Source organism: Kribbella sp. NPDC004536 (genome assembly GCF_042873835.1).
Lineage (GTDB): Bacteria > Actinomycetota > Actinomycetes > Propionibacteriales > Kribbellaceae > Kribbella.
Genome location: NZ_JBIALY010000003.1, coordinates 1,187,705 through 1,200,321, shown reverse-complemented (window position 1 = coordinate 1,200,321; position 12,617 = coordinate 1,187,705). Strand labels below are relative to the sequence as shown.

Annotated in this window: 10 protein-coding genes and 1 pseudogene; 4 read left to right on the top strand and 7 right to left on the bottom strand. The window is 66.8% G+C overall.

Translation table 11 applies throughout. The features are described 5' to 3' along the window. Window positions 1-296: 296 nt before the first annotated feature. Window positions 297-1,199 (top strand): 1-aminocyclopropane-1-carboxylate deaminase/D-cysteine desulfhydrase, encoded by a 903-nt coding sequence (locus ACFYRU_RS31060; RefSeq protein ID WP_387665020.1) that lies wholly within the window; start codon window positions 297-299, stop codon window positions 1,197-1,199. Between the two features lie 2 nt (window positions 1,200-1,201). On the opposite strand, the gene ACFYRU_RS31055 is transcribed toward ACFYRU_RS31060, so the two are convergent. Continuing rightward, window positions 1,202-1,957: a hypothetical protein gene (locus ACFYRU_RS31055; protein WP_387665018.1), complete on the bottom strand. Its 756-nt coding sequence runs from the start codon at window positions 1,955-1,957 to the stop codon at window positions 1,202-1,204. A 207-nt stretch (window positions 1,958-2,164) separates the two neighbouring features. Between ACFYRU_RS31055 and ACFYRU_RS31050 the strand changes: the two genes are divergently transcribed. Together ACFYRU_RS31050 and ACFYRU_RS31045 are read left to right on the top strand one after the other, a co-directional pair. Then, window positions 2,165-2,353 carry a hypothetical protein gene (locus tag ACFYRU_RS31050; RefSeq protein WP_387665015.1) on the top strand — a complete coding sequence of 63 codons (189 nt, stop codon included), beginning with the start codon at window positions 2,165-2,167 and terminating at the stop codon, window positions 2,351-2,353. Continuing rightward, window positions 2,350-2,673, top strand: a complete 324-nt coding sequence (locus ACFYRU_RS31045; protein WP_387665012.1) for a hypothetical protein — start codon at window positions 2,350-2,352, stop codon at window positions 2,671-2,673. Before ACFYRU_RS31050 ends, ACFYRU_RS31045 begins: the two co-directional genes overlap by 4 nt. A 185-nt stretch (window positions 2,674-2,858) precedes the next feature. Here ACFYRU_RS31045 and ACFYRU_RS31040 read toward each other — a convergent pair. The 6 genes and pseudogenes from ACFYRU_RS31040 to ACFYRU_RS31015 form a co-directional block, all read right to left on the bottom strand. Beyond that, a pseudogene (locus tag ACFYRU_RS31040) lies at window positions 2,859-4,105 on the bottom strand (IS256 family transposase). A gap of 827 nt (window positions 4,106-4,932) precedes the next feature. Next, a complete protein-coding gene (locus ACFYRU_RS31035) occupies window positions 4,933-5,376 on the bottom strand; it encodes a hypothetical protein (RefSeq protein WP_387665009.1) in 444 nt (147 codons plus the stop codon). 1 nt (window position 5,377) lies between these two features. Further along, window positions 5,378-6,886 (bottom strand): Nramp family divalent metal transporter, encoded by a 1,509-nt coding sequence (locus ACFYRU_RS31030; protein WP_387665006.1) that lies wholly within the window; start codon window positions 6,884-6,886, stop codon window positions 5,378-5,380. A 58-nt stretch (window positions 6,887-6,944) separates the two neighbouring features. After that, window positions 6,945-9,083, bottom strand: a complete 2,139-nt coding sequence (locus ACFYRU_RS31025; RefSeq protein WP_387665003.1) for an acetate--CoA ligase family protein — start codon at window positions 9,081-9,083, stop codon at window positions 6,945-6,947. 13 nt (window positions 9,084-9,096) lie between these two features. Further along, window positions 9,097-10,323, bottom strand: coding sequence for a formyl-CoA transferase (frc, locus tag ACFYRU_RS31020; RefSeq protein WP_387665000.1), 1,227 nt, complete (start codon window positions 10,321-10,323; stop codon window positions 9,097-9,099). 11 nt (window positions 10,324-10,334) lie between these two features. Next, entirely contained in the window at window positions 10,335-12,044 is a 1,710-nt protein-coding gene (locus ACFYRU_RS31015) for a thiamine pyrophosphate-binding protein (RefSeq protein WP_387664997.1), read from the bottom strand. 138 nt (window positions 12,045-12,182) lie between these two features. On the opposite strand from ACFYRU_RS31015, the gene ACFYRU_RS31010 reads away from it, so the two are divergent. Continuing rightward, window positions 12,183-12,452 (top strand): hypothetical protein, encoded by a 270-nt coding sequence (locus tag ACFYRU_RS31010; RefSeq protein WP_387664994.1) that lies wholly within the window; start codon window positions 12,183-12,185, stop codon window positions 12,450-12,452. The last annotated feature ends 165 nt before the right edge of the window (window positions 12,453-12,617 follow it).

The window sequence follows — 12,617 nt, the reverse complement described above, 5'->3', positions numbered from 1 at the left end:
CTGAGAGGCCTCGACAACTCCCACTCCGGATAGGTGATGCCGTCGTGCGCCATCGCCCAGATCGGGTACGCACGTACGAACCGCGCATCGTCAATGGCCTGCCCCTCAGGCAACGAGACCTGCAGAACCTTCAGCCCCGGCACCGACCCCGCCAACTCCACCAGCCGCGAAATAACCTCATCAACGCCATCCCGCACCCACCAGGCTCCGTACCGGCGCCCGAGCCCGCCCGACCCCGTCCGCCCAACGGCCGTCGTACGAGCCTCGTCCGACCGACGTTGTGCAATGGTGGGGTGGTGGATGATCTTCGGCCGACGGCTCCCCTGTTGCCGTCGCCGGTGTCGGAACTGGTCGATGAGCGCCTGCGTGTCGCAGGCGTTCGCGTTTTCCTGAAACGTGACGACCTCATCGATCCGGAGATCCCAGGAAACAAGTGGCGCAAGCTGAAGTACAACATCGCGTCAGCACGACGGCTCGGGCACAACACGCTGCTGACGTTCGGCGGCGCCTATTCGAACCACATCCGCGCGACCGCCGCCGTCGGCCACTACGGGAACTTCCGAACCATTGGTGTGATTCGCGGCGAAGAACACCTGCCGCTGAACCCTTCGCTCGCGTACGCCGTAGCGCGCGGCATGCAGCTCACCTATCTCGACCGAACGACCTATCGCGCCAAGACATCCGATGCCGTCGTCGGCGACCTGCATCGGAGATTCGGCGACTTCTACCTGATACCGGAAGGCGGCAGCAACGCCGAAGCGGTCCGAGGTTGCTCGGAACTGGCCGCAGAACTGACGCAGCCTTTCGATGTGCTGTTCTGCGCGGTCGGTACAGGCGGCACGCTCGCCGGCGTCGCCGCCGGTCTCGCCGGACGGCAATCGGTCGTCGGCGTCCCGGTCCTGAAGGGTGGAGCTTTCCTGGAGAAGGAGATTGTCGAACTCCAGACAGCGGCGTACGGCGCGCGCACAGGTAGCTGGCATCTCGAGTGCGACTACCACTTCGGCGGCTACGCGAAGCGGACGGCCGAACTGGACGCGTTCATCGAGGAGTTCGAGAAACAGCACGGCGTGCTGCTGGACTGGGTCTACGAGGCGAAGATGATGTACGCACTGTTCGACCTGGTACGCCGCGGCGTCTTTCCTGCACGTACGACGATCGTGGCCCTAGTCAGCGGATCCGGCCAGGTGCCGCTGACCTGAACTCAATCGTCCAGCCACTCCAGACGCCAGTCACCCGTGTTCACCTCGAACTGCTTACCGAACCCGAGCCACCGGCCACTCATCGAGCGTCCTTGCGGACTCACAACAAGCTGAATCGCCCCGTGGTAGACGGCACCTCGGTAATAGCCGGCGGGCGAGGTTCGCTCGGTCCACGTCCCGGTAGCGATCGCTCCCCTCAGGGTCAGCTCCAGAGCAAGTCTTGAACCGTGCTCCGCAGGATCGCTCGTGCCGACGATCTGGCCGCCTGAGTGGCGCAACCTGATGGTGTGCTCGCCGTTCAGTTCCTCGTCTCTGCCTGAGGAGTAGTAGCTGTATCGGGACAACCATTGTCCGCTCAGGTTCTCGCCAGGGACCTGGGCGGAGTCCATGCCTCGAAAGTCCGCGAGATCGGCGACGAGGTCAGCGACGGAGCATTGGTACAACTCCGCCAATCTGCCTAGGACGTCCAGCGAGGGTGCGTACCCCGTCGCGGCGGGCCACAGCTCCCAGTAGGAGAAGTTCTTGAACGTCTTCGGATCGTCCGGCCAGCGCTTGTTCCACTCCTCGGCGGCATTGCGTTGGCTCCAGTTGCGAGCGAGTCGAAACGCGACCCGCGGATTGACTGCATAGCGATCGGCGAATGTTTCCGCGACCTCGACCCAGGTTGAGCCTTGCGAGCGCAGCTCAGCAGCCCACTGCTTTCGGATCTGCCGTGCGCTCCGTGCTCCGGTGACAGGTTTGGCTGCACTCGCACTCACCGTACACATCATGCCACGAAAAGTCCCCGTTGAACGGGGAGAGGTCCCGTCGATGATCACTGATTGTCTCGGTGGTTCCGGTGGGTGATCGGCGGGAGGGTTGGGCAGGTCAGGGCGGCAGGTGAGCCCCGAGCGCGCAGGCGGGTGCGCGGTCTCTCCTGCCCTGTCGCCCTGGCCGTTCCAACCGTACGAACGGGGGTACACACGATGCCGTCTCCAGACGTTCTCTCCGAGGTACGACGGATCCTCGACGAACACCGGCCGGCCGAGCAGACGATCCGGGCGATCCGGCGGCTGCTCGATCCGCCGGCGGCACCTGTACCGATCCAGCGGACCGACCGTGGGTGGCCTGTACTGCGGGCTTCGTTGTCTGAGAACTCGGAGCTTCCGAGGTGAGCGCGGGCAGTGGTGGGTACGCCTGGGTGCTCAGCGAGGACCAGATCCGCGGCTACGTACAACGATGCCCGGCCGAACACCGATGGGCATTCGAGGGCTGGCTCCGCGGCGAACGCCAACTCGACGGCGATCCGATCGATTCGCAACCTGAAGGCGTGTGGAAAGTTCAGCTCTGGCTAGGCAACCAACTGATCGAGGAGCACATCGGGTCGGCCTCGTCGGCGCAGCAGCACGCTTCGTACATCCGCCAACGAATCGACGGCCGGGCGGGACGCCGCCTCACGTGCGAGCGTGTTCAGATCGACGAGACTGCCCGGTAGTCGGCACACCTGTCTGCCGATGGCCGTACTCACGCTTCCGATAAATGTCGTGTCCTCCGGGCCGATCCGGTGGCGCACTTAGATGGCGCCAGTACGGTCCGGGAGCGCGGTCGTCCCTCGCCTCGCAACCGGTACTCGGTCAAGTCCCCGGAAGTGGTGTAGTGCTGCGTGATCCTGGGGTGGGGTTAGGCGGTGAGTGCCGGTAGGTCGTCGGTCTCGATCTCGGGTTGGGTGTTGGTGTGGCTGGTCAGGCGTGAGCGTGCGAGGACGTCGAGGCCGAGGTAGCGGCGTCCTTCGGCCCATTCGTCGGTTTGTTCGGCCAGGACGGCGCCGACGAGGCGCACGATGGCGTCACGGTTGGGGAAGATCCCGACCGCGTCGGTGCGGCGCCGGATCTCTTTGTTCAGACGTTCAGCGGGATTGTTCGACCAGATCTGGGTCCAGACGTCCTTGGGGAATGCGGTGAACGCCAGGACGTCTTCGCGGGCGCCGGCGAGGTGATCGGCGACGGCGGGCAGCTTCTCGCCGACGTAGTCGAGCAGCCGGTCGAACTGGGCCTGCACCGCGGTCGCGTCGGGTTGGTCGTAGACCGAGTGCAGCATCGCCTTCACCGCCGGCCACATGCTCTTGGGGCAGATCGACATCAGGTTCGCGGCGTAGTGGGTGCGACAGCGTTGCCAGGTGGCCCCGGGCAGGTTGGCCGCGATCGCCTCCCGCAGGCCGGCATGGCATCGGAAGTGACCAGGCGGACGCCGGCCAGGCCGCGGGCGATCAGGTCAGCGAAGAACTCGTTCCAGGCCGGCCCGGTCTCGGACGTCGCGACGCGCAGGCCGAGAACCTCACGGTGGCCGTCGCCGTTGACACCGGTCGCGAGCAGCACGACGGCGTTGACGACCCGGCCGCCTTCGCGGACCTTCATCGTCAACGCGTCCGCGGCCACGAACGTGAACGGGCCAGATGTGCCCAGCGGCCGGTGCCGGAAGTCCTCCACGACCGCGTCCAGGTCGGCGGCCATCCGGCTCACCTGGGACTTCGACAGTGAGTCGATGCCGAGGGTCTTGACCAGCTTGTCCATCCGGCGAGTGGAGACCCCGGCGAGGTAGCAGTCGGCCACCACGGTGATCAGCGCGGCTTCGGCACGTTTGCGGCGCTCCAGCAGCCACTCCGGGAAGTAGGTGCCCTTGCGCAGCTTGGGGATCGCGACGTCGACGGTCCCGACACGGGTGTCGAGGTCGCGGTGGCGGTAGCCGTTGCGCTGCGTAGTGCGGCCCGGCGAGGGCCGTCCCCACTCGGCGCCGACCACCGCGTCGGCATCGGCGGACAGCAGCGCGTTGATGATCGACTGCAGCAGGCTGCGCATCAGATCCGGCGACGCCTCGGCCAGGGCTTCGCCAAGCAGGCCGGCAGGGTCGACAATGTGTGTTGCGGTCATCGTGATGGTCCTCGAGGATTCTGTGGAAGGTTGACTCGAAGGATCACGCGATGGCCGCTTCCTCGTTCACGACGAGCTCGGCTATCGCGCTACACCACTATCGGGGACTCAACTCGGTACTCTGCGTGTTGCGCGTACCGCCACGCCATCACAATCGCGAAGTCCGCGCCGTTCCACGCTGCGACTTACCGGCAAACGCAGATTGTGATGGCCTGGACGTCCGCCTGTCAGAACGCGTGGCAGCTCCCACGCCGGACGCAGTCCCCGTCACCACAGATCGCGCCCCCGCCGGAGGCGGCAAGAGACTGCCGCCGCGAAGCGGCGACCTTTCCCTGCGCGGCCCGGGACTCGGCGTTGGCGCCTTCAGCGCACAAGGCGCACACACCGAAGACGCGAGGGCCCAAATCAGGCGCTAACACGCCGGCCAGGCCCTACCACGACCCCCCAGGCAACCCAACCCACGCCGCCGCACTACCTGAGTCCCCTCCGAGTCGGCTTTCCGGAACTAATTCGGCGTATAGCGACGGAAATGTTCCGGAAACCAGCGCTTCCATCACAGGCCACCCCGCCGCACCATCACGGTCGCGAGGGCAGTGGCGTCGGCTTACACCGCGGTACGGCTCCCCGCCCCGGCGCAGCCACCTCCGCCACGGGGCCGAAGGCGGCAAAAGAACAGCCACCGCGAAGCGGTGCCCTTTCGCCCGCGGGGCGCAGCACTCGGCGCCAGGCGCAACCAGCTTCACCGCTGGACGTGCGCCCAGCGAAAAGAACTGTCACCGTGGAGCGGTGTCGTTTGGCCCGCACCCAGAGTGGGTGCGGGCCGCCTGTCAGGCTTTTGTGATGTAGGGGTTGGTTTTGGGGAGGTGGGGCCAATAGAAGCGGGCTACCTGGTCGTGCATCCAGAGGAAGCCGATGGCGAAGCCCATGCTCAACAGTGCGCGGAAGGCGAGGAACTTCCACGGGTCGGGAGGCAGGCCGGGCGTACCGGTGACGACCCATTCGGTGACGATCGCGTGGATGAAGAGTGAGATGGGGAACGCGATCAGCCAGTAGACCGCCGCCGGAGCGAACACCCCGGCGGGGACCTTGCGGAGGGCAACCAACACCGAGTACCCGGACCCGAACAGGATCAGTGGTACGCCGAGCCCGAGCCCGGTGAGGATCGCCCAGCCGGCGGGCTGGCCGACGAATGCGGCCAGTCCGCCAGCGACGAGTCCTGCGGCGGTACCGACCACAGCGGCCGGTACGCAGTACTGCGCTAGTTGTTTCATGTCAGCCCACTGCCACGCCGAAGCGGAACAGGCAGTAGAACAGCATGCCGAGGTAGAACACCGCGCCGAATCCGATGATCACGTTCCGCACCGGGCCGGGACGGATCTTCTTCGGCAGCAGCCGGTTGTTGGTGAGCAGCAGCACGATGCAGTACGCACCCATCGCGAACGTGGACAAGAACGCCAGCGTGTCGAGGATCCCGGCCGGGCCGTCGGCCGGGCCGAACAGCAGGATCAGGATGCCGAACAGGATCACGCCCCACAGGAACCCGGCGTACAGCCGCGACATCGAGAACCGCTTCGCACCGGGTACGAAGTAGTACGTCATGTCCGCCTGACCGCGTGAGAACGAGTCGAACAGCCCGAGTGTCGCGTTCAGCCCGATCAACGCGATGAACGCGAAGAACAGCGTCCCGAGGATCGGCGACCCGGCCGCGGCGAACGCGTCGGACATCGCCTTCAGTGCGGCCTCCCGGTCGCCGCCCTCGATCAGCGAGGCGACGTTCGGATTCTCCCGCGCCGCCGACATGGCGAGCACGGTGAACGAGATCGTGACCAGCATCGTGATGCCCCAGAAGAGCAGGATCGCGTCGAACGTGACCCACTTGCGCCAGCCCTTCCACTTCGCCATCTCGGCCGGGTCCTCGGTGTCGAACATGAACCCGCGCGACGGCATCGACTCGGCCTCATCCGAAGCGGAGGCCCGCAGCCCGCGGATCTTCGGAATGTGCGCGCCCATGCCGGCGCCGCTGTCCCGCAACTGCAGCGTGTACCACATCTGCTGCATCCCGGACGGCCCGGCGAACGCGATCGACCCGACCACGACCGGGAACCAGGCCGACGTCATCGCCTCGTGCGGGAAGTACCCGAACGCGAACATCCCGCTCAGCGTACGGCCGAGGTCGTCCCAGCTGCCGACGATCGCGGCGATCACCGACGTACCGACGACCAGCAGCCCGATCAGCAGGCCGAGGAGTTTCTCGAGGAAGTTGTAGATCACCGACAGCAGACTGAACAGCACACCGACGAACACCAGAGCCACGCACGCGGTGACCTGCCAGGGTATGCCGGTGATCTCCTCGAAAGCGGCCGCGCCGGCCGACAGATGGCCCGGCCACATGTAGATCAGGATCGCCGCCGCGTAGAAGAACCACATCAGCGGTTTGAAGATCCGGGCCGCGCCGAAGAAGATGCTCTCCCCGGTGGCCATCGCGTACCGCGCCATCTCCAGCAGCACGAACGCCTGCAGCGTGACACCGACCATGAACAACCAGCGGATGTCCGGCCCGAACACCAGGACGAGCCGGGGCCACATGTACGACTCCCCCATGCCCACACCGAGCGCGACCAGGAACACGGTCGGCCCGAGGATGTGCAGGGAGGGTGGTGCGTCCGGAAGTTTCCGGATCGGCATCGGTTCGAGCCGGCCGGCTTTCCAGACCTTCTCGGTCGCAGAAGTTACGGCCGCCGGCTCTTCAGGCACTTCTGAGGTCTTGCTCGTGACGTCCAAGGCGGACTCCTTAGTTCAACGCCAACTAGCGGTTGTCCCCGTGTGCTCCTGCCTCCAATCAGAGCGGCCCGGCGTTGCGGGCCCAGCGGTACTTCGCACCGAGAACCTGGACCGGAGTCTCGGTGGTGTACGGGTACGCGACCACACCGTGGTCGAACAGGTACTGCGACGCCTCCTCGACCTCGACGTCACCGGACAGCGAGGCGACGACCGGCTTGTCGATGCCCTTGGCCCGGAACTCCTCGACCACCTCCGCGACGAGGTGCGCGAACACCATCGGCGGCGTGACGATCGTGTGCCAGTAGCCGAGGATCAGCGCGTGGATCCGCTCGTCGGACAGCCCGAGCGCGATCGTGTTCCGGTACGTCGAGGGTGGTTCGCCGCCGGTGATGTCGACCGGGTTGCCGGCCGCGCCGAACGGCGGGATGAACTTCCGGAACGCCGCGTCCAGGTCGGACGGGATGTCCATCAGGGTCAGGCCGGCGTCGACGCAGGCGTCCGACAGCAGTACGCCGGAACCGCCCGCGCCGGTGATGATCACGACGTTCTCGCCCTTCGGCGTCGGCAGCAGCGGGATCCCGCGGGCATACTGGAGCATCTCGTTCAGCCCCGGCGCCCGGACCACCCCGCTCTGCTTGAGGATGTCGTCGTACACCTTGTCGTTGCCGGCCAGCGCGCCGGTGTGCGAACTGGCGGCGCGTGCGCCCAGGGAGGTACGGCCGGCCTTCAGTACGACGACCGGCTTCGTCCTCGACACCCGAGCCGCCGTCTCGGCGAAGGCCCGGCCGTCCTTCAGGTCCTCAAGGTGCATGGCGATCAGGTTGGTGTTGTCGTCGCTCTCGAAGAACGTCAGGAGGTCATCCTCGTCGATGTCGGCCTTGTTGCCTACCCCAACGATCGCGGAAACTCCCATCCGGCTGGACCGGCTGAACCCGAGGATCGCCATCCCGATGCCTCCGGACTGTGACGACAGGGCGACCGATCCCCGCACGTCGTACGGTGTACAGAACGTCGCGCAGAGGCTCTCCGGCAGGTAGTAGTAGCCGTAGATGTTCGGCCCGAGAATCCGCACGTTGTGCTTCCGGGCGATCGCGACGACCTCGTCCTGCAGTTCCTGCTCGCCGGTCTCGGCGAACCCGGACGGGATCAGGATCGCGCCGGCGACGCCCTTCTGGCCGCACTGCTCGAGCGCCGCGCCGACGAACTTGGCCGGTACGGCGAACACCGCGACGTCGACGTCTCCCGGGACCTCCGAGATGCTGGGGAACGCCTTCAGACCGAGGACTTCCCCGCCGCGAGGGTTGACCGGGTAGATGTCGCCGGCGTACCCGCCGTTGACCAGGTTCTTCATCACCGAGTTGCCGATCTTGCCGTCCTCGTTGGACGCGCCGATCACCGCGACCGCCCGCGGCTTCATGATCCGGGTCATCGCGGTCAGGATCTGCTCCTGGCTGTACCGTTCGACCGGTTCGGCTGCCGCGGCGTCGACGATGATCCGGAAGTCGACCGCGGTCGCGCCGTCCGGCCCGGCCAGGACCGGGTTGAGGTCCACCTCGGCGAACTCCGGGAAGTCCGTGACCAGGTCGGACACCCGCTTGATCAGCTCGCCGACGGCGTCCTTGTCCACGGGCCGCGCGCCGCGGACGCCCTCGAGCATCTCGTGCGCTTCGATCCCGTCGACCATCGCCCGCGCCTCGTCCGCGGTCAGCGGCGCCAGCCGGAACGTGACGTCCTTCAGTACTTCGACGAGTACGCCGCCAAGGCCGAAGGCGACCACCTTGCCGAACGTGGGGTCGGTGACCGCGCCGACGATCACCTCCTGGACGTCACCGCCGGTGACCAGCATCTTCTGCACCTGGACGCCGACGATCTCGGCACCCGGTTTGTAGACATTCGCATTGTCGACAATCCGCTGATAGGCCTGCCGTACGGCCTCCTCCGAGTCGACCCCGACCACCACGCCGCCGGCCTCGGTCTTGTGCAGGATGTCCGGCGACACGATCTTCAGCACCACCGGGAACCCGATCTCGGCCGCGAGACCGGCGGCGCCGTCGGCGGTCGTGGCCAGCCCCTCGCCCGGTGTCGGGATGCCGTACGCATCCGCGACCAGCTTGGCCTCCGGCGCGCTCAGCGAGGTACGGCCGTCCGCCAGCGCCTGGTCGAGGACGGTCCGAACTGCTGCCTTGTCGTAGCTCATCTGCTCTCCCACGTCAGATCACGCCGGCGGTCTTCAGGTCGTCGAGCTCGCCCTCGGAGATCCCGAGTGAGCCGTAGATGGCGGAGTTGTGTTCGCCGAGTCCGGGCGAGGTCCGGACCTCGACCGGCGAGTCGGACAGCTTGATCGGGCAGCCGACGGTCTTGAACGTGCCGCGCTGCGGATGCTCGACCTCGACCACCGCGCCGAGCTCGGCGAGGGTCTCGTCGGCGATCAGCTCGGCGGTCGACATGATCGGCCCGCACGGCACGTTCAGCGCGTTCAGCTTGTCCATCACCTCGAACTTGGTGTGCTGCTCGGTCCACTGCTCGATCAGCGCGAACATCTTGTCGAGCTTGTCCAGCCGCGCGGCCGGCGTCGCCCAGTCCGGGTCCTCGGCCAGCTCGGGCTTCCCGATCAGCTCCGCGATCGGCGCCCAGCCAGGCGGTTGCACGATCACGTAGATGTAGTCGTTCGGCCCACCCGGCGCACATCGAAGCGCCCAACCGGGCTGCCCGCCGCCGGACGCGTTCCCGGACCGCGGCACCTCTCCGTCGAAGTAGTCGTTCGGGTACTCGCGCAACGGACCGTGCGTCAGTCGCTGCTGGTCGCGGAGCTTGACCCGCGTGAGGTTCAGCACCGCCTCCTGCATGGCAACGGTCACCCGTTGGCCCTTGCCGGTCTGCGTGCGCTGGAAGAGCGCGGCGAGAATGCCGGCCACCAGGTGGATCCCGGTACCTGAGTCGCCGATCTGCGCACCGGTCGCGGTCGGCGGTCCGTCCTCGAACCCCGTCGTACTCATCGCGCCGCCCATCGCCTGCGCGACCACCTCGTACGCCTTGAAGTTCTCGTACCGCCCCGGGCCGAAGCCCTTGATCGACGCGAAGATCAGGCCGGGGTGGAGCTCCTGCAACCGTTCCCAGGTGAAGCCCATCCGGTCGATCGCGCCGGGCGCGAAGTTCTCCACCAGGACGTCGGAGTTCCGCACCAGGTCGACGAAGATCTCCTTGCCGCGCTCGGATTTCAGGTTCAGCGTGATGCTGCGCTTGTTGCAGTTCAGCATCGTGAAGTACAGGCTGTCGACGTCCGGCAGGTCGCGCAGCTGCTGCCGGGTGATGTCGCCGGTCGGTGCCTCCAGCTTGATCACGTCGGCACCCAGCCACGCGAGAATCTGCGTGCAGGACGGTCCCGACTGCACATGGGTCATGTCGAGTACACGGACACCTGCGAGGGCCTTGGTCATGACGGGTCCCCTTACTTGTACATGGTTTGGTTCATGGTTCCGGGGGCGTACGCGTCCGGGTCGACCCAGACGTTGATCAGCGACGGCAGCCCGGACTCGCGGGCGCGGAGCAGGGCCGGCCCGATGTCGGCCGGGTCGCGGACCTCCTCGCCGTACCCGCCGAGCATCCGCGCGAACTCGTCGTACCTGACGTCGCCGAGGGTGTTGCCGACCCGGCCGCGCTCCTTGCCGTACTTGGCTTCCTGGCCGTACCGGATCTGGTTCATCGAGGAGTTGTTGCCGATCACACCGACGAACGGGAGGTTGTAGCGGACCAGCGTCTCGAAGTCCCACCCGGTCAGCGAGAACGCGCCGTCGCCGAACAGCGCGACGACTTCCTTGTCGGGCCGTGCGTACTTCGCCGCGAGGACGAACGGGATGCCGACGCCGAGCGTGCCGAGCGGACCCGGGTCCATCCAGTGGCCGGGTGACTTCGGCTGGACGACGCCGCCGGAGAACGTGACGATGTCGCCGCCGTCACCGATGTAGATCGAGTCCTCGGTGAGGAACTCGTTGATCTCGTGCGCGAGCCGGAGCGGGTGGATCGGGTTCGCGTCGGACAGTTGGCGCGGGAGGCGTTTCTGGTACGCCGCGTCCTCCTCGGCGCGGAGCTCCGCGAACCATGCCTTGCGGTCGGTCTTCTGCAACCGGCCCGATGCCGCTTGCGTGACCGCCGCGAGGATCGCGCCCGGGTCGCCGACCAGGCCGAGGTCGATGTCGCGGTTCTTGCCGACGGTGCGGTAGTCGAGGTCGATCTGTACGACGGTCGCGCTCTTCGGCAGCCGCCGTCCGTACCCCATCCGGAAGTCGAACGGCGTACCGACGATCAGGATCAGGTCCGCGTTGTTGAACCCGTACCGCCTGGACAGGTGGAAGTGGTGCGGATCGCCCGGGGGCAGCGTGCCGCGGGCGGCGCCGTTCATGAACGCCGGTACGTCGAGCGTACGGACGAACTCCGTCGCCGCCTCGCTGCCGCGCGACGTCCATACCTGGGAGCCGAGCAGTACGACGGGCTTCTCCGCACGTACGAGCAGATCGGCCAGCGCCTCGACGCTCGCGGGGTCGCCGATGCTCTTCGTCGACGCGCGGTAGTGCCCGGCCTCGGGTACCGTCGCGGACTCGGTCGGTACGGAGTTGTCGAGGATGTCGCGCGGGATCTCCAGGAACGACGGGCCGGGCGCGCCGTTGTAGCACTCGCGGAACGCCATCGACACCATGTCCGCGACCCGCGCGGTGTGCGGCACGGTCGCGGCGAACTTCGTGATCGGCGTCATCATGTCGACGTGCGGCAGGTCCTGCAGGGATCCCATCTTGTGCTGGTTCAGCGCGCCCTGGCCGCCGATCAGCAGCATCGGCGACTCGGCGCGGAACGCGTTGGCGACGCCGGTGACCGCGTCCGTCGTACCGGGGCCGGCTGTGACGACCGCGCAGCCGGGCTTGCCGGTGATGCGCGCGTACCCGTCGGCGGCGTGCGCGGCGACCTGCTCGTGCCGCACGTCCACGACCGCGATGCCCTCGTCCACGCAGCCGTCGTAGATGTCGATGATGTGACCGCCGCAGAGCGTGAAGATCACGTCGATCCCCTCGGCCTTCAAGGCCTTCGCGACGAGGTGACCACCGGAGATCGTCTCCGGCTCGTTGACAACCGCTGCGGGTTGGGTCTCCGACACTGTCTGCGCCATCTGCAGTCAACTCCTCGGAAGGGCCGTGATCCGGCACTCTTTTGATCAAACACTGTGTAGATTGCATACCGTATGGTGTAGTCGTAGTCTTAACCCAGTGCGTGGTGGTTGTCCAGAGCTCGGCACCAGGAGGCTGTGATGACGATTTCCGACGAACTCGAGCGGACCCGCGCGGCGTTGCTCGCGTTGGAGAAATCCCTTGCTGCGTTGCGGAATCGGCTCGGTCCGCAGCTCGACGTACTGCGGCTGCTGGACGACCTGTCCCGGTGCACTGCCGACCTGGAGCGGCTTTCACAGCAGGTGCGCGCGCCTCGGCGGGGCGAGCTGGTGGTCATTCCGGACGGCGACTACGACCACGACTTCTGGGCGGAGGCGGAGCAGGAGGGGTTGGGCCGTACGGCGCTTTGAGTCGCCAGGCACAACTTGAGCAGGCTGCGTAGGCGTACGTCGCTTGCTGTTCTTGCTGTGATCGCGACTGCCTCGGCTACTTGCTCCGTCGCTACGAACGTACGGTAGAACGGTTCGCTCCAGTTGAATCGCGAAAGCACCGGCAGCCACCAGCGTGCCGCTCCC